This window comes from Micromonospora sp. R77, assembly GCF_022747945.1.
In the GTDB taxonomy this organism is placed as follows: domain Bacteria; phylum Actinomycetota; class Actinomycetes; order Mycobacteriales; family Micromonosporaceae; genus Micromonospora.
In genome coordinates, this window is record NZ_JALDST010000001.1 from 1,479,150 (window position 1) to 1,499,776 (window position 20,627).

A 20,627-nucleotide genomic window follows, 5' to 3' on the forward strand; every position below is an offset into this window, starting at 1 on the left:
ACCACCCAAGCCGCTGTGATGGACCCGGAGCTGCGTGCCGCCATCGGCCGCATCGCCCGGGTCCCGCAGCTCCTGGTGGCCTGCGACTACGACGGCACCCTCGCGCCGATCGTCGAGGACCCGAGCAAGGCCGTACCGCTGCCCGAGTCGGTGGCCGCGATCCGCGCGCTGGCCTCGCTGCCGCAGACCAGCGTCGCGGTGGTCTCCGGCCGCGCGCTGCGCGACCTGGCGACGCTCTCCCGGCTGCCCAGCGAGGTCCACCTGGTCGGCAGCCACGGCTCCGAGTTCGACATCGGCTTCGTCGAGCGGCTCACCCCCGAGCTGATCGCGGTCCGGACCCGGCTGCGCGAGGCGCTGCGCGAGATCGCGGCGGCCCACCCCGGCGTACGCCTGGAGCGCAAGCCGGCCAGCGTCGCCGTGCACACCCGCGGGCTCGACCCGCAGGTCGCCGCCGCCGCCATCGACGCGGTCCGCAGCGGCCCCGCCACCTGGGACGGCGTGACCGTCACCCAGGGCAAGGAGGTGATCGAGCTGTCGGTGGTGGCCACCCACAAGGGCACCGCCGTCGACCAGCTCCGCACCCAGCTCGCCGCGAGCGCGGTGCTCTTCATCGGCGACGACGTCACCGACGAGAACGCCTTCGGCAACCTGCACGGCCCGGACGTCGGCATCAAGATCGGTCCGGGTGAGACCCGTGCCGACTACCGGGTCGCCGAGCCGATCGAGGCGGCCCGGGCGCTCGGCCTGCTGCTGGAGACCCGGCGGCACTGGCTCTTCGGCGAGCGGGCCGTCCCCATCGAGCGCCACTCGATGCTGGCCAACGGCCGTACGGTCGCGTTGCTGACCCCGGAGGCGAAGGTCACCTGGCTCTGCCACCCCAAGCCGGACTCGGCGGCGATCTTCGCCGACCTGGTCGGCGGCAGCCCCGCCGGGCACTTCAGCGTCGCCCCCGAGCGCGGCGGCATCCCGCTCGGCCAGCGCTACCGCAACGGCACCATGACCGTGGAGACCCGCTGGTCGGGGCTGACGGTCACCGACTGGCTGGACCTGCCGGCCCGGGAGACCACCCCGGACGGCCCGGCCGTCACCGGCGACTCGACGATGGTCCGGGTGCTCGACGGCCGCGGCAAGGTCCGCATCGAGTTCGCCCCCCGCCCGGAGTTCGGTCAGGTCCAGGTGCAGCTCCAGCCGCTGGACGACGGCCTGCTGGTGCTCGGCTCCAACGAGCCCGTCGCCCTCTACTCCCCCGGGGTGGAGTGGCAGGTCACCAACGACGGCGGGTACGAGACGGCGAAGGCCGTGGTGGACCTGTCGGCCGCCGGTGGTCAGGTGGTGCTGGAGCTGCGCTTCGGCACCCAGAGCCTGGAACACCACCGGGTGCCGGTGCACGAGCGGCAGGCCGCCGCCGAGCAGCCCTGGAAGGACTGGGTGGCCTCGCTGCGGCTGCCCACCACCGCCCGGGACCTGGTCGCCCGCAGCGCACTCACCCTGCGCGGGCTCTGCCACGAGGCGACCGGCTCCATCCTGGCCGCGGCGACCACCTCGCTCCCGGAGGAGCTGGGCGGCGTCCGGAACTGGGACTACCGCTACTGCTGGCTGCGGGACGCCGCGATGACCGCCCGCGCGCTGGTCGACCTCGGTTCCACCGAGGAGGCCGAGGCCCTGCTGCGCTGGGTCGACGGCTGCATCGAGCGCACCGGCGGGCACCCGGAGCGGCTGCACCCGCTCTACACCGTCGACGGGTACGAACTCGGCGCCGAGGCGGTCATCGACACCCTGCCCGGCTACGCCGGCTCCCGGCCGGTACGGGTCGGGAACCTCGCCAACCACCAGCTCCAGCTCGACGTCTTCGGCCCGATCGCCGACCTGATCGCGGCCGTGGCCGACGCCCGGGGCTCGGTCCGCGAGGACGAGTGGCGGGTGCTGGAGAACATGGTCGAGGCGGTCCGCCGCCGCTGGCACGAGCCCGACCACGGCATCTGGGAGGCCCGCCTCCCACCCCGGCACCACATCTTCTCCAAGGTGATGTGCTGGATGACCGTCGACCGGGCGCTGCACGTGGTGCGGCAGCACGACGGCCAGGACCGGCCGGAGTGGGTGGAGCTGCGCGACCGGATCGGCGCGAACGTCCTCGAACACGGCTGGCACGACGACGCCGAGGCGTACAGCGTCGCGTACGGGCACGAGGACATGGACGCCTCCTCGCTCTGGATCGGCCTGTCGGGGCTGCTCCCGGGCGACGACCCGCGCTTCCTCTCCACCGTGCTCAAGATCGAGGCGGACCTGCGCAGCGGCCCGGTCGTCTACCGCTACCACTGGGACGACGGCCTGCCCGGCCGCGAGGGCGGTTTCCACATCTGCACGGCGTGGCTGATCGAGGCGTACCTGCGCACCGGACGGCGGACCGACGCGGAGGAACTGTTCGCGCAGATGGTCCTCACGGCGGGCCCGACCGGGCTGCTCCCCGAGCAGTACGACCCCCTCGCCGAGCGCGGGCTGGGCAACCACCCGCAGGCGTACAGCCACCTCGGCCTGATCCGCTGCGCCCTGCTGCTGGACAACATGCTCAAGCAGTGACCTGACCAGCGACCCGACGGCGGTGGAGGACCTGGATCCTCCACCGCCGTCGCCGTCCACGATGCCCGCCAAGGGCGACGGGAAGGGGTTCCGCGCTCGGGCTACGCCCGGCACCCGACGCATGCCCGCGCGGGGGCGTGACTCAGGTGGGCGGCTGGCCGTCGACGAGGGCGTCGACCACATCGCCGATGACGACGATGGCGGGTGGGCGGAGCGCGGCGGCCTCGGTGTCGGCGGCCACCGCGCCCAGGGTCGAGCGGAGCATCCGCTGGCTGGCCGTGGTGCCCTCCTGGATCACCGCGACCGGAGTGTCCGCCGGCTTCCCGTGCGCCACGAGGGTGGCGCTGATCGCCGCGAGGTTCTTCAGGCCCATCAGGACCACCAGGGTGCCGCGCAGCCCGGCGAGGGACTCCCAGCGGACCAGCGAGGCGGGCGAGTCCGGCGCGACGTGGCCGGAGACCACGGTGAACTCGTGCGCCACCGCCCGGTGGGTGACCGGCACGCCGGCCACCGCGGGCACCGCGACCGCGCTGGTCACCCCGGGCACCACGGTCACCGGCACGCCGGCCGCCGCGCAGGCCAGCAGCTCCTCACCACCGCGGCCGAAGACGTACGGGTCGCCGCCCTTGAGCCGCACCACGACCTTCCCGGCCAGCGCCCGGTCGACCAGGATCCGGTTGATCTCCTCCTGGGTGCGGGACGGCCCGTACGGGATCTTGGAGGCGTCCACCAGCTCGACGTCGGGACGCAGCTCGTCCAGGAGCAGCCCGGGAACCAGCCGGTCGGCGACCACGACCTCCGCCTCGGTGAGCAGCCGCCAGCCCTTCACGGTGATCAGCTCCGGGTCCCCCGGCCCCGCCCCCACCAGCGCCACCCGCCCCAGCCCGGTGTTAACAGGGGGCCCCTGCTCTACCTGAGGCGTTAACAGGGGGCCCGTGCTTGCACCCAGGAGGGTGCGGATGGCGTCGCGGACGGTGATGGCGCGGTGCGGGTCGCCGCCGCCGAGCACCGCCACGGTGACCGGGCCGTGCCGGGTGACGGCCGGCGTCCACGCGGTGGCCGCCGTGCGGTCGTCGGCGCGGACGCAGAAGATCCGGCGCTCGGTCGCGGCGGCGCTGACGGACGCGGCGGCGGCCCGGTCGTCCACGGCCACCTGGACCAGCCACGCGCCGTCCAGGTCGGCGGGGGCGAACCGGCGCGGCTCCCAGTGCAGCCGGCCGGCGTCGACGTGCGCCCGCAGCGCCGGGTCAGCTCCGGCGACACCAGCAGGACGTCCGCGCCGGAGTCGAGCAGGGCCGGCACCCGGCGGGTGGCGACGGCACCGCCACCCACCACGACCACCCGCCGGCCGGCGAGCCGCAGGCCGAGCGGGTAGGGGTTGGGTCCGGTGCTCACTTCTCGGCCACCCCGGCCGAGTCGAAGGTGGCCACCTCGTGCAGCACCCGGACCGCGCCGGTGACGACCGGCAGCGCGAGCAGCGCGCCGGTCCCCTCGCCGAGGCGCAGACCCAGGTCGATCAGCGGGTCGAGGCCCAGGTGGCGCAGCGCCGCGGTGGCGCCGGGCTCGGCGGAGCGGTGCCCGGCGATCATCGCGCCGACCGCGTCCGGGGCGAGGGCCGCGGCGGCGAGCGCCGCGCTGACCGCGATCACGCCGTCGAGCAGCACCGGGACCCGCCGGCGGCGGCGCCCAGGATCAGCCCGGCCAGCGCGGCGTGCTCCAGGCCGCCGACCGCGGCCAGCACCCCAGCGGATCGCGCGGGTCGGGCGCGTGCCGGTCCAGCGCGGCCCGCACCACCGCCACCTTCCGGGTGTACGTCTCGTCGTCCACCCCGGTGCCCCGGCCGGTCGCCTCGGCCGGGTCGACGCCGGTGAAGGCGGCGATCAGCACGGCCGCCGGGGTGGTGTTGCCGATGCCCATGTCCCCGGTCAGCAGGATGCCCGCGCCCGCGTCGACCAGCTCACCGGCGACCCGGATGCCGGTCTCCACGGCGGCCCGCGCCTCGTCGCGGGTGAGCGCGGCGCCGACGCTCAGGTCCCGGTGCCGGGCCGGACGTTCGCCCGGACCAGCCGCGTGCGCCCGCGCCACCGACCGCGTCGGCCGGGTCGAGCGGCAGCGGGGTGGCCACGCCGACGTCGACCACGGTCACCGAGGGCGCCGGCCTGCCGGGCGAACGCGTTGACGACCGCGCCGCCGGCCAGGAAGTTCCCGATCATCTGGGCGGTGACCTCCTGCGGCCACGGAGTCACCCGCTGGGCGTGCACCCCGTGGTCACCGGCGAAGATCGCCAACGCGGCCGGCTCGGGCAGCGGCGGCGGGCAGGTCCCGGCCAGGCCGGCGAGGCGTACGGAGAGGGGTTCGAGGGCGCCGAGCGAACCGGCGGGCTTGGTCAGCCGGCCCTGGAGGTCGCGGGCGGCCGCCATCGCCGCCTCGTCCAGCGGGCCGATCGCCGCGACGGTGGACTCCAACATCATGCCTCCAGGACCTCTGCCAGTACCTCGGTGAACGCGTCGCTGGTCGCCGGGTCGCGCACCGCGATCCGCAGCCAGTCCGGGCCGAGCCCGGGGAAGGTGTCGCCCCGGCGGACCGCCCAGCCCCGCTCGCGCAGCCGTTCGCGTACCCGGTCGGCGCCGGGCCGGTGGATCAGCACGAAGGCGCTGGCCGGCTGGCCCGCGACGCGTACCCCGGGCAGGCCGGACAGGCGGGCGACCAGGTGGTCGCGGTCGGCGGCGAGCCCGGCGGCGATCTCGCGCTCGGCCGCGACGGCGGCCGGGCCCGCGCAGGCGGTGGCGGCGGCGAGCGCCGGGGTGGAGACCGCCCAGAGCGGCTGGGCCAGGGCGAACCGGGCCAGCAGCTCCGCCTCGCCGAGCAGGTAGCCGATCCGCAGGCCGGCCAGGCCCCAGGTCTTGGTCAGGCTGCGCACCACGACCAGGCCGGGCAGGTCGCGGCGGGCGGCCAGGGACTCCGGCTCGCCGTCGACGCCGGGCGCCCGGGTGGTGTCGGCGAACGCCTCGTCGACCACCAGCACCCGGCCGGGCCGGGCCAGCGCGGCCAGCGCGGCCGCCGGGTGCAGCACCGAGGTGGGGTTGGTGGGGTTGCCGATCATCACCAGGTCGGCGTCGGCGGGCACCCGGGCCGGGTCGAGGCGGAAGCCGTCGGCCGGCTCCAGCAGCACCCGCTCGACCCGGTGCCCGGCGGCCCGCAGGGCGGCCTCCGGCTCGGTGAACTGCGGGTGCACCACCACCGGGCGGCGGGCCCCGCGCAGCGCCCGGGCGATCAGCACGAAGCCCTCGGCGGCACCGGCGGTGAGCAGTACCTCTTCCGGGGGACGGCCGTGCCGGGCGGCGACCGCGGCCCGGGCCGGCCCGGGGTCCGGATAGGCGGCCAGCTCGCCCAGGGCGGCGATCACCGGATCCGCCAGCCAGTCGGGCATCGGGGCCCGCCGGACGTTGACCGCGAGGTCGACCAGGCCGGGGTGGCCTCGGCGTCGCCGTGGTGGCCGAGGTCGGGCTCGGGCCGGTCCGCCGCGCTCCCGGCGGCCTCACGCGGCGCGGCGGCCTCCCGGGCGCGGTTTCCCCGGGCACGGCGGGGGCGGTCCGTCCCCGGCGGGGCCCGGGGTCCCGGTCAGCTCAGCGCGCATGTCCGCGATCCTGCCGGGAAGCCGCCGTGCGGGACAGCGGATCCCGGCGTGGGCCGCGTCACCACCCCACCACCCGCTCGCCCGTTTATGAATTCTTCTCATTTCCGAATCGGAAATGTCATAGCTTGACCCTGTGAGCAATCGACCCCTTGCCTCCGCTGGTCGTGCCGTTCCCCTCCTCCGCGCCGGACTCATCGCCGGCATCGTGGTCGCCGCCGTGGCGTACCCGCTCGCCGCCGTGACCGGGATCGGGGCCAAGGCCACCGCGCACGCCGTGGAACAGAAGACGAGCATCCTGAAGACCGCGCTGCCGGCCGAGACGTCGTACGTCTACGCGCCGGACGGCCACACCGTGCTGACGATGTTCTACGAGGAGTACCGGCAGTACACCAAGATCGAGGACATGTCCCCGAACATCCAGCAGGCCATCGTGGCCGCCGAGGACAACCGCTTCTATCAGCACCGGGGCGTCGACCCGAAGGGCGTGGCCCGCGCGTTCGTCGCGAACGCCCGCTCCAGCGGGGTCTCCCAGGGCGCCTCCACGCTCACCATGCAGTACGTCCGGATGGCCCTGCGGGACAGCGCGCACACCCCGCAGGAGGTCCAGGAGGCCACCCAGCAGACCAGCCTGCGCAAGGTCAAGGAGATGCGGATGGCGCTGGACGTGGAGAAGGAGCTGACCAAGGAGCAGATCCTGGAGCGCTACCTCAACTCCGCGTACTTCGGTCACCGGGCGTACGGCATCTACGCCGCCTCGGAGATCTTCTTCTCCAAGACCCCGGCCACCCTCAGCCCGGTCGAGGCGGCCACCCTCGCCGGCCTGGTCAAGTCCCCCTCCGAGTACGACCCGATCACCTCGGACCAGAAGGACGCCACCGGCCGGCGCAACTACGTCCTGGACAACATGGCCCGGCTGGGCTACATGTCCCCGGACGCCGCCGCCGCCGCGAAGAGCCAACCGATCCGGCTCAAGCTCACCAACCCGCCCAACGACTGCGCCTCGATCACCCAGCAGTACCGCAGCTGGGGCTTCGCCTGCGACTACCTGAAGAACTGGTGGAGCGCGCAGCCGGCGTTCGGCGAGAACCGGCTGGAACGGATGGACAAGCTGCGCCGCGGCGGCTACCGGATCGTGCTCAGCATCGACCCGAAGATCCAGTCGGCGGCCGAGACGAACGTCGGGGCGAAGGAGAACACCGGCAGCCCGTTCGCCAACGGGATCGTGGTCGCCGAACCGGGCACCGGGCGGATCAAGGCGATGGCGGTGAACCGGAACTACTCGCTGGACCTCAGCGAGAACGGGCCCAGCTCCAACCCGGAGGCCGACCCGAAGACCAAGGCGAACTACCCGAACACCGTCGCCCCGCTGCTCGGCGGCGGCTCGCTCCCCGGCTACCAGGCCGGCTCGACGTTCAAGATGTTCCCGATGCTCGCCGCGCTCAACGCCGGGATGCCGCTCTCCACCGCGTACAACTCGCCGTACCGCTACCAGTCCGCCGCCTACGACGGGTGGGCGCCGTCCAACGCCAGCGGCGCGATGACCGGCCGGCAGACCATGTGGTCCGGCTTCGGCAAGTCCGTCAACACCTACTTCGTCCAGCTGGAGGAGCAGGTCGGCGCGGACAGCGCGGTGCGCCTCGCCGAGCAGCTCGGGCTGCGCTGGCGTACCGACGTGGACAAGGAGCAGGCGTCGCCGGGCAAGGCGAAGAAGTGGGGCGCGTTCACCCTGGGCGTCTCCGACGCCACCCCGCTGGAGATGGCGAACGCCTACGCCGCGGTGGCCGCCGACGGACGGTACTGCGAGGCCATCCCGGTCAACTCGATCACCAACCGGGACGGCACGCCCGCCACGTACACGACGGCGGGCGGGGTGCAGCGGGAGATCGCCAAGCCGCGCTGCCGGCAGGTGGTCAACGCCGACGCCGCCCGCGCCGCCACCGACGCCGCCCGCTGCCCGACCGGTGACACCCCGGCCCGCGGGAGCTGCGGCGGCTGGTCGACGGCCGACAGCGTCCGGGGTACGGTCGGCCGCCCGGTCGCCGGCAAGACCGGTACCACGGACAGCACCCGGTCGGCCTGGTTCGTCGGCTTCACCCCGGAGTTGGCCGCGGCGAGCTTCATCGCCGACCCGGACAACCCGTTCAACGCGGTGGGCGACGGCCAGTCCCAGATCCCGGTCGACGCGGTGGCGAAGACCCTCCGCGACGCCCTCAAGGGCCAACCCACCCGCCAGTTCACCCCACCCTCCGACCGCATGGTCGGCTGACCCACCCACCCACCCCGAGTTGCCCGGGGGTGCGCCCGGGCTAGTTGATCAAGAGGCTTGCGTCAGGATCACGGGGATCCTTGACGCAAACCTCTTGATCAACGCCGGGGGGCCGAGGGGGTCAGGCCGGGAGGGGGGTCTGGTGGGCGGCGGTGAGGAGGCGGGAGGCGATCTCGGGGTGGGCGGCCCAGTGGGGGACGAGCTGGGAGGCGTGCACGCCACGCCAGACGAAGCCCTCCGGGGAGCCGCCGTCCCAGGTCCAGGCCGGCCGGTCGCCGGCCCGGGGGGTGATGACGGCGGCGTGCTGCTTGTGCCCGATGACCACCTCGCCGGTCGCCGCCACCACGCTGTCCGTCCGCGCCGTCGCCTCCCGGTAGCCGATCACCATGCCCTCCCGGGTCGCGCCGATCGCGTCCAGCACCCCGCACATCGGCAACCCGTCCAGCTCGCGGGCCAGCCAGAGCAGCCCGGCACCCTCCGCGATCACCGGCCGGCCGGTCCGGGCCAGCTCGGCGACGGCGATGCAGAGCCGCCGGTTGGCGGAGAGCTGCTCCGCGTACGACTCGGGGAGCCCGCCGCCGACGACCAGCGCGCGGGTGCCGGCGGGCAGCGCCTCGTCGCGCAGCGGGTCGACGGTGACCACCTCGGCCCCGGCGGCCCGCAGCAACTCGGCGGTCTCCGGGTGGCTGTAGCTGCCACCCGGCCCCCGGCCAGCGCCACCACCGGGCGCTCCCCGGCCGGCGGGCCCCCGGCCGGCGCCGGCGACCACGGCTCGACGGTCAGCTCGGGCGCGGAGCGGGCCAACCCGAGCAGCCGCTCCAGGTCCACCGTGGCGGCCACCGCCTCACCCAGCCGGCGCACCGCCCGGGCCGCCTCGTCGTCGCCCTGCACGACGGGCACCATGCCGTGCCGGCGGGCGGGCAGCACCGGGGGCAGCTCGTGCCGGCGCAGCGCGCCGTAGACCGGCACGCCGATGTCGTCGAGCGCCTCGCGCAGCATGGCCTCGTGCCGGGGCGACGCCACCCGGTTGAGGATCACCCCGCCCAGCCACAACTGCTCGTCGTACGCCCGGAAGCCGTGCACCAGCGCGGCCACCGACTGGCCCATCGCCGCGACGTCCACCATCAGCACGACCGGGCTGCGCAGCGCGGTGGCGATGGCGGCGGTGGACTCCGTCTCGGGATGCCCGGAGACCGAGTCGTAGAGCCCCATGGTGCCCTGCACCACGGCCAGCCCGGCCCCGGCCGCACCGTGCGCGAAGAGCGGGGCGATCCGCTCCGGCCCGACCAGCCTCGGGTCGAGGTTGCGCCCGGGACGGCCGGCGGCCAGTCCCAGGTAGGCCGCGTCGACCTGGTCCGGGCCGACCTTGAACCCGGCCACGGCGACGCCGGAGTCGGCGACGGCGGCGAGCAGGCCGAGGGCGAGGGCGCTGGTGCCGTGACCGGAGGAGGGGGCGCTCAGCACGACGCGCGGCAGGACGCTCATCATCGACTCCTCGCAGGGGACGGGACGGAGGCGGTGGGGTGGTGCGGCGGCGGACCCGCGCCCGGCGTTCCGCCCGCGTGACCATACCCGGCCCGCCCGAGCGGCGCGGCCGCCGAACAGCCGGATCCGGCCCCGCGCAGGTCGGCGCGGTCGCGGCGCGGGTAGCCTCGACGCGTGTACCGGTTCCTGCTGACCCCACGCTGGCTGGGCTGGCTCGCGCTGACCCTGGTCGCCGCGGCGGTGATGGTCTTCCTCGGCAACTGGCAGCTGGACCGCTACCGGGGCCGGACGGCGGTCAACGAGCGGATCGACGCCGGCGCGACGATGGCGCCCGCCCCGCTGCACGACGCGCTGCCCGCGCCCACCGGAGGCCCCGGCACCGCCGGCCCGGCCCCCGCCGACGACCGCACCTGGACCCGGGTGACCGTCACCGGCCGTTACGACCCGGCCAACCTGGTGCTGGTCCGGGGCCGGACGGTCGACAACACCGTCGGCTTCGAGGTGCTGACCCCGCTGCTCCTCGCCGACGGCACGGCCGTGCTGGTGGACCGCGGCTGGATCCCGCCGGCCCCGGGCGCCGGCGCGACCACCCAACCGCAGGTGCCCCCCGCGCCCGGTGGGGACGTGACCGTCACCGGTCGGGTGGTGTCGAGCGAGAGCGGCGGCGGCGCGGTGGCGCGCCGCGACGGCAAGCTGGAGACCCGACGCATCGCCGTCCCCCGGCTCGCGAAGGAACTGCCCTACCCCGTCCATGGCGGGTACGTCCTGCTCGACCACCAGACCCCGGCCGCCGATCCGGTGTTCCAGGCGGTGCCGATCGGGCACACCAACAACTGGCAGAACTTCGGGTACGTGGTCCAGTGGTGGCTCTTCGCCGGGATGAGCCTGGTCGGCTACGGCTGGGTCGCCCGCCGGGAGGCACGCCGTGCGGCCGGCCTCGACCTGCCCCGCCGGCCCGTCGACCGGGCCGCCGAGCCGACGCCCAGCGTCTCCGGCTGAGCCGGATCCGGCGGTCCGGAACCGGACAGCCGGTGGCTCCCCGGACAGGACGGGACGTTGTAGTGTGCGCTGAATGATCACCCACCGTGGGGGGTCGCGGTGACGACCCCTGACCCCACGATGCACCTGCCGCACGCGGAGCCGCCCTCCTACGACCCGTGGGAGGTGACGCCCCGGCCGGGCACCTACACCGCGGCGGCAGCCGGCGAGCCGGCCCCGGACGCGCCGGCCGGTCCGCCCGCCGACACCTGGCCGCCGATGACCGCCGTACCGCCCAGCGCCGCACCGTTCTCCGCGCCGCCGGCCGCCGCGCCGCCGGCCGCCGCCGCGCCGGGGTCACCGGCCGCGCTTCCCGCCCCGCCCGCCGTGCCGTCGCCGCTCCCGGCACCCCCGACGCCGTTCCCCACCCCGCCGACCGGCTTCTCCACCCCGGCACCGTTCTCCGTCCCACCGGCCGGGTTCTCCGCACCACCGGCCGCCGCGCCCTTCTCCACCCCACCGGCGACCGCGCCGTACTCCGCGCCACCGGCCGCCGCGCCTACCCGCGCCGCCGGCCACCGCGGCGTACCCGGCACCGCCGGCTCCGCACTCGGCACCCCGGCGGCGCTGGCCGCGCGGCCGGGGCCCTACCCGCCGGCGCCGATGTCGGCCGTCCCGGTGACGCTGCCGCCGCACCCGGTCGGGCAGTCCGTGGTCGCCGTGCAGATCGGCGAGATCATGGTGACCCCGCCGGTGATCCGTACGCCGACCGGCGTCCTGCCCCTGGCCGGCGCGACCTGGCACGTCACCGACCACTGGCAGCGGGAGGAGAAGATCGCGACCTGGGCGGTGGTCTGCGCCATCCTCGGCTTCTTCTGCCTGACCTTCTTCAGCCTGCTCTTCCTGCTGGTCAAGGAGACCCGGCACCACGGCACCGTGCAGGTCACCGTCACCAGCGGCGCGCACCAGTACGTGGCCCGGATCCCGGTGGTCGACCAGGGTCAGGTGCAGCACCTCAACAACCAGGTCAACTACGCCCGCTCGCTGTCCCTGGGCTGAGGGCCCCGCCGGGGGCGTACGCCGCCCCTCGGCGGGTCAGCCGGTGACCCGGCCGGCGTGGATGGCGCGTACGGCGTCGATGGTGTCGGCCTCGGCCGCGCTCTTGTCGTCGCGGTAGCGCACCACCCGGGCGAAGCGCAGCGCCATCCCGCCCGGGTAGCGGCTGCTGGTCTGCACCCCGTCGAACGCGATCTCGACGACCTGCTCGGGTCGGACCCGGACCACCCAGTCGCCCCTCTCCACCGCCAGGTCGAGGAAGCGTTGCGTCTGCCACCGCAGCAGCTCGTCGGTGAGTCCCTTGAAGGTCTTGCCGAGCATGACGAAGTCGCCGGTGCGCGGGTCGCGGGCGCCCAGATGCAGGTTGGACAGCCAGCCCTGTCGCCGGCCGCTGCCCCACTCCACGGCCAGCACCACCAGGTCGAGGGTGTGCCTCGGCTTGACCTTGACCCAGGCGGAACCGCGCCGACCGGCCTCGTAGGGCGCGGCCGGGTCCTTGACCACCACGCCTTCCTGGCCGGCGTCGACGGCGGCGGCGAACGCCGCGCCGGCCTGCTCCGGCCCGTCGACCTCCAGCCGGCCGACCAGCAGCGCCGGGTCGACCACGCGGGCCAGGGCGGACCACCGCTCGTGGCCGGGCAGGTCGATCAGGTCCACGCCGTCGAGGTGCAGCAGGTCGAAGAAGTACGGCGTCAGCACCGTTTCGTGGCCGCTGTCGGCGGCGGCCAGCACGGCCGGGGCGGCACTGTCGGGACCGGTGCTGCTCGGGGTGGTGCGCCGGGCGGCCCGGCTGGAGGTCTGCTGGAACGGCAGTGGCCGGCCGGTGGCGTCCAGCCCGATCGCCTCGCCGTCGAGCACCAACTCCCGGGCGGGCAGGGCCCGGACGGCGGCGACCACCTCGGGCAGCCGGGTGGTGACGTCGTCCAGGCTGCGGGTGAAGACGGCGATGTCCCGGCCGGAGCGGTGCACCTGGATGCGGATCCCGTCGAGCTTCACGTCGACCACCGCCGGCACCCCGGTGGCGGTGAGCGCCTCGTCGACCGAGGGGGCGCTCTGCGCCAGCATCGGGGCGAGGGGGCGGCCCACCTGGAGCCCGAACCGGGCCAGTGCGTCGGCGCCCCCGGCGAGCGCGGCGACCGCGACGGCCCGCAGGTCACCGGCGAGCAGCAGCGCCCGGCGGACGGCGGTGACGGGCACCTCGGCGGCCCGGGCGACCGCGTCGGCGAGCAGCCCGGCCTGGGCACCCTGGCGCAGTTCACCGCTGAAGAGGCCGACCAGCAGACGTTGCTCCTCGGCGGTGGCCCGGGCGAAGAGGCGGCCGAGCAACTCCCGGCGCCGGGCCTGGGAGCCGGTGCCACGGACGGCCGCCAGCTCGTCGATCGCGGCGTCCACGCCGGCCACGGTCAGCGTCGGCTCGGCGGCCGGCGGGGGCAGGTCGCGCAGGGCCGCCCAGCCCACCCCGGTCTGGCGTTGACGCAGCTCACCGGCGAGATAGCCGGCGCCGGCCGGCACCTCGGACGGGTCGAGCGCCCGGAGGGCGGCGGCGAGCAGCTCCACCTTGGCCCGCCGGCCGCTGGTGGCGCCCACCGCGGCGGAGGTCGCCGCCAGGTCGAGGAACCGCACGGCTCCCATCCTGCCAGCCACCTCCGACACGGCGGGGCGTTCCGACCGGGCGACGGGTCCCGAGCGCCGCCCGATCGGATCACCTGCCGGACGCCGCACCCCCGATCACCGACCGACGGCCGTCCCCCCGGACCGCCGGCCGCCGATCGAGAGCCGCCGATCGAGGGCCGCACCCGATCGCCCGGCCACGGCCGCACCCGGGACGGCGAGAAGGCCGGTCCCGGTCAGGCCGAGACCGGCTCCTCGATCCGCAGGCCGCGGGCGCGCACCTCGTCGGCGACCCGGGTGAGCAGGGCGTCGAGCGAGACCAGCGCCGCGGAGAGCTCGCCGAGCTGTTCCTTGAGGGTGTCCTCGGGCCACGCGGAGACGTCGACGTCCCCCAGAGCACTGACGGCGGCTTCGAGCCGCGACATCTCGTCGTTCGTACGCATGTTCGAAAGGCTATAACAGCCCCGCGCCCGACACACCGCAAACTCCGACATCGACTGCGAAGTTACGGTTCCGACACCTAACTCCGGTTCGCCCCCACCTCGGCGACCTTGGCCAGCAGCAGCGCCTCGGCCACGCAGACCCGGGCGAACTCCCCCAGGTGCAGGCTCTCGTTCGGGCCGTGCGCCCGGGCGTGCGGGTCCTCCACCCCGGTCACCAGGATCGCGGCCTGCGGGAACATCTCCTGGAAGGTGGCGATGAACGGGATCGAGCCGCCGACGCCGATGTCCACCGGGTCGGTGCCGTCCCAGGCACCCTTGAAGGCGGCCCGGGCCGCGTCGAACATCGGCCCGGTGGCGTCGATGACGCACGGGTCGCCGTCCTGTTCGAGGGTGACCGTGACCCGGGCGCCCCACGGCGTGTGCTTCTCCAGGTGCGCCTGGATCGCCTCGTACGCCTTCTTCGGGTCGTCGCCCGGCGCCAGCCGTACGTTCAACTTGGCCTTGGCCGACGGGACCAGCGCGTTCGGCGCCTCGCCGGTGGCCGGCGCGTCGATGCCGAGCACCGCGACGGCGGGCTTGGTCCAGAGCCGGTCGGTGATCCGCCCGGTGCCGAAGAGCTGCACCCCGTCGACCAGGCCGGCCTCGGCGCGGAACCGGTCCTCCGGGTAGTCGACGCTGGCGCCCTCCCGACCGACCAGTCCGTCGACGGCCACGTCACCGGCGTCGTCGTGCAGGGTGGCCAGCAGCCGGACCAGCGCGGTCAGCGCGTCCGGGACGGCCCCGCCGAACATGCCGCTGTGCACCGCGTGCTCCAGGGTGCGGACCTCGACGAAGCAGTTGACGATGCCGCGCAGCGAGGTGGTCAGCGCGGGTACGCCGATGTCCCAGTTGCCGGAGTCGGCGATCACGATGACGTCGGCGGCCAGCTCATCACGGTGCTCCTCCAGCAGCTGCTCCAGCGAGGCGGAGCCGTACTCCTCCTCGCCCTCGACGAAGAGGACGACACCGACCGGGAGCCGGTCGCCGAACGCGCGCAGCGCCGCGATGTGCGCCATCACGCCGGCCTTGTCGTCGGCGGCGCCGCGCGCGTAGAGGCGGCCGTCCCGCTCGACCGGCTCGAACGGGTCGGACTCCCAGAGCGCCCGGTCGCCGACCGGCTGCACGTCGTGGTGGGCGTAGAGCAGCACGGTGGGCGCGCCGGGCGGAGCGGCCTTCGTCCCGATCACGGCCGGCTGCCCGAAGGAGCGCACGATCCGCACGTCGAGGTCGCAGCCGCGCAGCAGCTCGGCCACCGCCTCGGCGGAACGCTCCACGTGCGAGTGGTCGAAGCCCTCGAAGGCGATACCCGGGATGCGGACGAGGCGTTCGAGGTCGGCACGGACTCCGGGCAGTTCACGCGCTACGGCGGCCCGTACCTCGGACTCGGACATGATCGGTGAGGTCATGACCGGCATCGTATGCCGGCCTTACCTGAGGGCACCGCCCGCGCCCGTCGGGCCGGACCCGGCGGGCGCCGGCCGGGGCCGGCGGAGGTAGTAGCTGGTGGGGTCGTGGGGCAGGGCGGGAGCGCCGTCGACCACCAGGTCCGCCGCCGCCTCGGTGCCGTCGGCGGCGAAGTGCGCGCGTTCCCCGGCGTGCCAACGGCGCAGCTCCGGCAGGATCTCCGCCCCGTCCCGGGCGACCGCACGGGACAGCCGCAGCGCCGCCGGCGCGGTCACGAAGACCGACAGGGTCAGCTCCGGGCGGGCCGCCGCCCGGGCGCTGCTCACCCCCTCGACGACGAGCACCGGTCCCACCGGCACCGGCACCGGCCGGTCCAGGAAGCGCCGCCGCACCCAGCTGTAGCGGCGGTAGGCGCCCGGCCGACCGGCCCGCACCGGCGCCAGCACCCACTCCTGCAATCGGGGCCAGAAGGTGAGCTGGTCGTCCCAGCCGTCCAGCAGGTCGTCGGTGTGGACCACGGGCGGCCGGACGCCGCCGGGCAGGGCGGCGAGCGCGTCCGCGAGGCGCGTCGCGAAGACGCTCTTCCCCGCGCCGCTCGGTCCGTCGACCGCCACCAGTCGGGTACGCCCCAACCGCGCCGGCCCGGCCAGCACCCGCCGGGCCAGCCCGGCGTACGCCTCGACCACCGTCACCGTCACCCGCCCGACGCTAGCGCCCTGCCGGCGCGGCCTGCCCGGCCCTACCGGCGGGTCCGTCCCCCGTCGGCGGGATCCTGCAGGGCAGCCGGGCGTTCGCCGGGCGGACCGGGGGCGCCACCGGCATCATCGGGGAGTGCTGCATGACGTGATGAGTCCGGGCGTGGACGCCCTGCTGGAACAGGCCCGGGCCGGGCTGCGCCGGCTCACCCCGCAGGAGACCGTCGAGGCGGTCCGCGCCGGTGCGCTGCTGGTCGACACGCGGACCGAGGTGCAGCGCCGCGAGCAGGGCGAGCTGCCCGGGGCGATCGTGATCGACCGGACCGTGCTGGAGTGGCGGCTCGACCCGGCGTGCGCCTGGCGGATCCCGGAGGCCACCGGCTACGACCGGGAGATCGTCGTGGTGTGCCGACACGGCTTCAGCTCCAGCCTGGCGGCGGCCAGCCTCCAGGTGCTCGGCCTGCGCCGGGCCACCGACATGATCGGCGGCGTGCAGGCCTGGCGGGAGGCGGGACTGCCGATGTCCGACCGCCCGGCCGACGTCCGCCTCTGACCGCTGCTCCATCCCACCCACCGGACTGACCGCCGGCCGGCACGGCCCACCGGGCGAATCAGCCGGGCGAATCAGCCGGGCGGCTCATTCGGGCGGCGGCAGTGGGGGTGCGCCGGGCGGGACGAACGGGAGGTCGGCGGGCGGGCCGGACTCGATCAGGCGCCAGAGGGCGTCCGTGTCCAGGTGCTCCTCGACCAGGTCACCGAGCAGGTCGAGGGTGCGCTCCCGGGCGGCGGCGAAGGAGGTGTCCGGGGCGACCCGGAAGCCGCGCCGGCCGGCCAGTCGGGCGACCTCGGTGAGGAAGCGCCTGCGGAACTCGTCGGACTCGAAGGCGCCGTGCCAGTGGGTGCCGTGCACCGCGCCGAGCCGTGCGCCCTCGCCGGTGCCGTCGACGTAGCGCAGCAGCGGCGGCAGGGCCGGGTCGGCGGTGGAGACGTACCCGTGGTGGATCTCGTAGCCGTCGACCGGGACGTCGCCGGCTGCCGTGCCGGTGGACCGCCGGACGGTCTTGCGCGGGTCGAAGGTGATCTCGACGGGGAGCAGCCCCAGACCGGGGACGCTGCCCTGCCGGCTCTCCACCGGGTCGTGGATCGCCCGGCCGAGCATCTGGAAGCCACCGCAGATGCCGAGCAGCGGCTTCCCGGCGGCGGCGTGCCGGGCGACGGCGTCGGCGAGGCCGGTCTCGCGCAGCCAGGCCAGGTCGGCCACGGTCGACTTGGTGCCGGGGAGCACCACCAGGTCGGCGGCGGCCAGTTCGGCGGGTTCGACGGTCAGCCTGACCCGGACGCCCGGTTCGGTGGCCAGGGCTTCGACGTCGGTGGCGTTGCTGATCCGGGGCAGCCGGACCACGGCCACGTCCAGCCACTCGGTCCCGTACGGCCCGGCCGGCCGGCCCAGCACCCGGCCGTAGGCGAGCGAGTCCTCGGCGTCCAGCCACAGGTCCAGCGCCCAGGGCAGCACCCCGTACGTCGGCCGGCCGGTGACCTGGTGCAGCATGTCCAGCCCCGGCCGGAGCAGTCCCAGGTCGCCCCGGAACTTGTTGATCACGAAGCCGGCGACCAGCGCCTGGTCGGCCGGGTCGAGCAGCGCGACCGTGCCGAACATGGCCGCGAAGACACCGCCCCGGTCGATGTCACCGACCACGATCGTGGGCAGCCGGGCGTGCCGGGCCAGCCCCATGTTGACGTAGTCCCCGGCGCGCAGGTTGATCTCGGCCGGGCTGCCGGCCCCCTCGCAGATCACCACGTCGTACGCGGCCCGCAGCTCGGCGAGCGCGGCGTGGGCGGTCTCGGCGAGGCGGGGCCGCAGGGTGCGGAAGTTGCCGGCGGTGACCGTGTCGACGGCCTCGCCGAGCAGCACCACCTGGCTGGAGTGGTCGCTGCCCGGCTTGAGCAGCACCGGGTTGAAGCGCAGGTCGGGCGCGAGCCCGCAGGCGGCGGCCTGCATCGCCTGGGCCCGGCCGAGTTCGCCGCCCCGCCCGTCGGGGCCGACCACCACGGCCGAGTTGTTGGACATGTTCTGCGCCTTGAACGGGGCCACCCGGACACCCTTGCGGCGCAGCCAGCGGCAGATCCCGGCGGTGAGCACGCTCTTGCCGGCGTCGGAGGTGGTCCCGGCGACCAGCAGTCCGCCGCTCACCGACCACTCCCCCGCACCGTCCCGGCCGCCTGCCGTACGCCGCGCAGGCCGGCCCGCCCGAGCGCGCCCACCAGCCGGCCCACGGTGAGCGGGTAGGCCGCCGCGATCCCGAGCGCGGCGAGCCCGACCGCACCGGAGATCCGGGCGGCCCGCTTGAGGTGCCGCCCCTCGGGGCGCGGCCCGTCACCGAGGAAGGGCCGCACCTCGGCCCGGCCGAAGTAGACGTTGCGCCCACCGAGCCGGACACCGAGCGCACCGGCCATCGCCGCCTCGCACTGCCCGGCGTTGGGGCTGGGATGGTCGTTGCGGTCCCGCCGCCACACCCGCCAGGCGCGCTGCCGGTCGCCGTGCGCGACGGGCGCGACGGCGATGGTGAGCAGCCCGGTCAGCCGGGCGGGCAGCAGGTTGAGCAGGTCGTCGAGGCGCGCGGCCGGGGTGCCGAACCGGGCGTACCGGGGTGAACGGTGGCCCACCATGGCGTCGAGGGTGTTCGCCGCCCGGTAGCCGAGCAGGCCGGGCAGCCCGGCGACCGCGCCCCACACCAGCGGGGCGACGACCGCGTCGGAGGTGTTCTCGGCGACCGACTCGACGGTGGCCCGGGCCAGCTCGGGCTCGTCCAGCGTCGACGGGTCCCGGCCGCAGAGGTGGCCGAGCCGGCGTCGGGCGGCGGGCAGGTCACCCGCGCGCAACGCCCGGCCCATCACCCGGGACTCCCGGCGCAGGGTACGGCCGCCGAGCACCGTCCAGGTGCCGGCCGCCACGAGTGCCGCCCGGGCCACCGGCCGGTCGCGGGTGGCGCGGCTGGCGGCGACGCCGAGCAGCACGGGCGTGCCGACCGCCAGCGCGGTGAAGAGGGTGCCGGCTGCCCGGTCGGGCCGGTGCACGCGTCGCTCCAACGCGCCGGCCGCCCGGCCGAAGCCGGCCACCGGGTGCCACCTGCGGGGGTCACCGAGCAGCGAGTCCAGGGCGTATCCCGCCACCAGTCCCGCCGCGTCCGCCACCGCGGTCGTCTGCCGCACCCGGCACCACCTCCGGCCGGCCAGCCTAGTCGTACGGCGGGGTGGCCACGTCCGCGTCGCCACCCCGCTCCCCCGTGCACGACCCGCGTCGATCTCAGGCGGGCACCGGGGCCCGTCCCCGCCCCCGTCGACCCCGGCCGGTCGGCGTGACACCGCTGACCGTGTCCGCCCCGGCCGCGCCCGGTCCGGTGGCCCCGGCAACGACCTCCCGGTCCCCGCCGAGCCCGTCACCGCCGGGCCCACCATCGTCGAGCCCGGGACCGTCGAGCGCACCACTGTCCAGCCCGTCGCCGCCGAGGCCGTCGCTGTCCGGGCCCCCGCTGTCCGGGTCGCCCTCGGCGGGGTCGTCGAAGGGGTCGGCCAACTCGTCGAAGCCCGGCCGGTCGGGCAGGTCACCGCCGGGCAGCCCGTGCCCGGCGTGCGGTGGGGCGAACCCGTCGACCTCGTCGTCGAAGGGCCGGTCGTCGAACGAGGCCGGGGCCTCGCCGGCCGGCACGGGCTCGGTCGCCTCACCGTGCACCCGGCTCTCCGCCTCGGCGTCCTCCACCGTGCTGGTGGTGGCGCCGGGCCGGTTGCGCAGGAAGCGGGACCGGCCACGGGACAGGTCGTGCCCCACCGCGACGGCCTCCAGCTCGTAGAGCGTGCGGTGGTTGCCGGCGTCGTCGGTCCAGTCCCGGGTGTAGAGCCGGCCGGCGACGATCACCGGGTCACCGACCATCACCGAGGCGGCCACCCCCTCGGCCAGCTTGCGCCAGCAGTTGACCCGGACCCGCAGGCTGTTGCCGTCGACCCAGCGACCGCTGTCGCGGTCGAGGCGACGGGCGGTGGAGGCGACCTTGAAGTTGGCCACCAGGGTGTTGCTCTGGGTGGTGCGGCGCCACGCGGGCGCGGTCAGCACGTTGCCGACGATCGTTACGTAGGTGTCGAACATCGTCCCTCCAGGGGGAGATCCGCAGCTTGCCGTGGTGGGTCGACCCGGTGCCGAGCCTGGGCCACCGGGAGCCACCCGGGCCAGCCGTACCGGCCGGCCTGTGGACGACGGATCGCCCTGTGGACAACGACCTGATCAAGGTCCCGTCTGCTAGGGCCGACGGGCCCTGGGGCGCCGGTCTGCGGCTGAGCATGATCGGGAACGCCAGCCGGTCAGCGGCGCCGGGGCGGGTTCCGGAGGGACGCCGACTGGGTATGGCGTTGATCAACCGAGAGAAAGGGCAGCGATGATGATC

12 protein-coding genes and 4 pseudogenes are annotated in these 20,627 nt (G+C 75.4%); 5 read left to right on the plus strand and 11 right to left on the minus strand.

Annotation, left to right across the window (positions count from 1 at the left end; all coding sequences use genetic code 11):
* Positions 1-18: 18 nt before the first annotated feature.
* Positions 19-2,577: a trehalose-phosphatase gene (gene otsB, locus MRQ36_RS06675; RefSeq protein WP_242800883.1), complete on the plus strand. Its 2,559-nt coding sequence runs from the start codon at positions 19-21 to the stop codon at positions 2,575-2,577.
* A gap of 142 nt (positions 2,578-2,719) precedes the next feature.
* On the opposite strand, the pseudogene cobA reads toward otsB, so the two are convergent.
* From cobA to cobC, 3 pseudogenes are all read right to left on the minus strand, one after another.
* A pseudogene (gene cobA / locus MRQ36_RS33195) lies at positions 2,720-3,972 on the minus strand (uroporphyrinogen-III C-methyltransferase).
* Positions 3,969-5,045 (minus strand): annotated as a pseudogene (gene cobT, locus MRQ36_RS06690) (nicotinate-nucleotide--dimethylbenzimidazole phosphoribosyltransferase). Before cobT ends, cobA begins: the two co-directional pseudogenes overlap by 4 nt.
* Positions 5,045-6,090, minus strand: a pseudogene (gene cobC / locus MRQ36_RS06695) (Rv2231c family pyridoxal phosphate-dependent protein CobC); the annotation flags it as partial. The pseudogenes cobC and cobT, both read right to left, overlap by 1 nt.
* A 257-nt stretch (positions 6,091-6,347) precedes the next feature.
* Here cobC and MRQ36_RS06700 point away from each other — a divergent pair.
* Positions 6,348-8,480 carry a transglycosylase domain-containing protein gene (locus MRQ36_RS06700; protein ID WP_242793864.1) on the plus strand — a complete coding sequence of 711 codons (2,133 nt, stop codon included), beginning with the start codon at positions 6,348-6,350 and terminating at the stop codon, positions 8,478-8,480.
* A 121-nt stretch (positions 8,481-8,601) separates the two neighbouring features.
* Here MRQ36_RS06700 and MRQ36_RS06705 read toward each other — a convergent pair.
* Positions 8,602-9,965, minus strand: a pseudogene (locus MRQ36_RS06705) (cobyrinate a,c-diamide synthase).
* A 174-nt stretch (positions 9,966-10,139) separates the two neighbouring features.
* On the opposite strand from MRQ36_RS06705, the gene MRQ36_RS06710 reads away from it, so the two are divergent.
* Complete coding sequence (locus tag MRQ36_RS06710; RefSeq protein WP_242793866.1) at positions 10,140-10,964, plus strand: SURF1 family protein; 825 nt, start codon at positions 10,140-10,142, stop codon at positions 10,962-10,964.
* 99 nt (positions 10,965-11,063) lie between these two features.
* Positions 11,064-12,002, plus strand: coding sequence for a hypothetical protein (locus MRQ36_RS06715; protein WP_242793868.1), 939 nt, complete (start codon positions 11,064-11,066; stop codon positions 12,000-12,002).
* A gap of 36 nt (positions 12,003-12,038) precedes the next feature.
* Here the strand turns inward: MRQ36_RS06715 and MRQ36_RS06720 are convergent, their stop codons facing one another.
* The 4 genes from MRQ36_RS06720 to MRQ36_RS06735 form a co-directional block, all read right to left on the minus strand.
* Positions 12,039-13,631, minus strand: coding sequence for an ATP-dependent DNA ligase (locus MRQ36_RS06720; RefSeq protein WP_242793870.1), 1,593 nt, complete (start codon positions 13,629-13,631; stop codon positions 12,039-12,041).
* Between the two features lie 215 nt (positions 13,632-13,846).
* Positions 13,847-14,053 carry a hypothetical protein gene (locus tag MRQ36_RS06725; RefSeq protein ID WP_242793872.1) on the minus strand — a complete coding sequence of 69 codons (207 nt, stop codon included), beginning with the start codon at positions 14,051-14,053 and terminating at the stop codon, positions 13,847-13,849.
* Positions 14,054-14,130: 77 nt separating this feature from the next.
* Complete coding sequence (locus tag MRQ36_RS06730; RefSeq protein WP_242800887.1) at positions 14,131-15,483, minus strand: dipeptidase; 1,353 nt, start codon at positions 15,481-15,483, stop codon at positions 14,131-14,133.
* Between the two features lie 36 nt (positions 15,484-15,519).
* Positions 15,520-16,194 (minus strand): uridine kinase, encoded by a 675-nt coding sequence (locus MRQ36_RS06735; RefSeq protein WP_242793873.1) that lies wholly within the window; start codon positions 16,192-16,194, stop codon positions 15,520-15,522.
* 148 nt (positions 16,195-16,342) lie between these two features.
* Between MRQ36_RS06735 and MRQ36_RS06740 the strand changes: the two genes are divergently transcribed.
* The gene (locus MRQ36_RS06740; RefSeq protein WP_242800889.1) at positions 16,343-16,744 is read left to right on the plus strand and encodes a rhodanese-like domain-containing protein; all 402 of its coding nucleotides are present in this window, start codon (positions 16,343-16,345) and stop codon (positions 16,742-16,744) included.
* A gap of 84 nt (positions 16,745-16,828) precedes the next feature.
* On the opposite strand, the gene MRQ36_RS06745 is transcribed toward MRQ36_RS06740, so the two are convergent.
* The 3 genes from MRQ36_RS06745 to MRQ36_RS06755 form a co-directional block, all read right to left on the minus strand.
* Positions 16,829-18,382 carry a cobyric acid synthase gene (locus tag MRQ36_RS06745; RefSeq protein ID WP_242793875.1) on the minus strand — a complete coding sequence of 518 codons (1,554 nt, stop codon included), beginning with the start codon at positions 18,380-18,382 and terminating at the stop codon, positions 16,829-16,831.
* On the minus strand, positions 18,379-19,401 hold the full coding sequence (locus MRQ36_RS06750; RefSeq protein WP_242793877.1) for a cobalamin biosynthesis protein: 1,023 nt from the start codon (positions 19,399-19,401) through the stop codon (positions 18,379-18,381). Before MRQ36_RS06750 ends, MRQ36_RS06745 begins: the two co-directional genes overlap by 4 nt.
* A 94-nt stretch (positions 19,402-19,495) precedes the next feature.
* Entirely contained in the window at positions 19,496-20,332 is an 837-nt protein-coding gene (locus MRQ36_RS06755; RefSeq protein ID WP_242793879.1) for a single-stranded DNA-binding protein, read from the minus strand.
* Between the last annotated feature and the right edge of the window lie 295 nt (positions 20,333-20,627).

Coding starts and splice junctions, on each gene's coding strand:
- otsB (WP_242800883.1), top strand. CDS start 19: ATGGACCCGGAGCTGCGTGCCGCCATCGGCCGCATCGCCCGGGTCCCG.
- MRQ36_RS06720 (WP_242793870.1), bottom strand. CDS start 13,631: ATGGGAGCCGTGCGGTTCCTCGACCTGGCGGCGACCTCCGCCGCGGTG.
- MRQ36_RS06725 (WP_242793872.1), bottom strand. CDS start 14,053: ATGCGTACGAACGACGAGATGTCGCGGCTCGAAGCCGCCGTCAGTGCT.
- MRQ36_RS06730 (WP_242800887.1), bottom strand. CDS start 15,483: ATGTCCGAGTCCGAGGTACGGGCCGCCGTAGCGCGTGAACTGCCCGGA.
- MRQ36_RS06740 (WP_242800889.1), top strand. CDS start 16,343: ATGAGTCCGGGCGTGGACGCCCTGCTGGAACAGGCCCGGGCCGGGCTG.
- MRQ36_RS06755 (WP_242793879.1), bottom strand. CDS start 20,332: ATGTTCGACACCTACGTAACGATCGTCGGCAACGTGCTGACCGCGCCC.